The 353-nt window shown below is 53.8% G+C and carries 1 tRNA gene and 2 rRNA genes; all 3 read left to right on the plus strand.

Annotated features, from left to right (window positions below):
* Positions 1 to 87 (plus strand): 5S ribosomal RNA (rrf, locus tag ABOC97_RS23940); the annotation flags it as partial.
* Positions 88 to 143: 56 nt separating this feature from the next.
* Positions 144 to 219: transfer RNA gene (locus ABOC97_RS23945), tRNA-Thr, on the plus strand.
* Positions 220 to 257: 38 nt separating this feature from the next.
* Positions 258 to 353 (plus strand): 5S ribosomal RNA (gene rrf, locus ABOC97_RS23950); the annotation flags it as partial.

Below are 353 nucleotides of genomic sequence, written 5' to 3' on the forward strand. Positions count from 1 at the left end.
TGACCCCATGCCGAACTCAGAAGTGAAACGCCGTAGCGCCGATGGTAGTGTGGGGTCTCCCCATGCGAGAGTAGGGAACTGCCAGGCATCAAATTAAGAACGTGTTCACAATACAGTTGTGGATGGTTCGAAGAATAAAGTGTGCTGATATGGCTCAGTTGGTAGAGCGCACCCTTGGTAAGGGTGAGGTCCCCAGTTCGACTCTGGGTATCAGCACCAGTTTTTAGGTTAAAGTTCGGCGCTAGTAAAAGAATTTGTCTGGCGGCAACAGCGCGGTGGTCCCACCTGACCCCATGCCGAACTCAGAAGTGAAACGCCGTAGCGCCGATGGTAGTGTGGGGTCTCCCCATGCG

Source organism: Kluyvera huaxiensis (assembly GCF_040149365.1).
GTDB lineage: Bacteria > Pseudomonadota > Gammaproteobacteria > Enterobacterales > Enterobacteriaceae > Kluyvera > Kluyvera intermedia_A.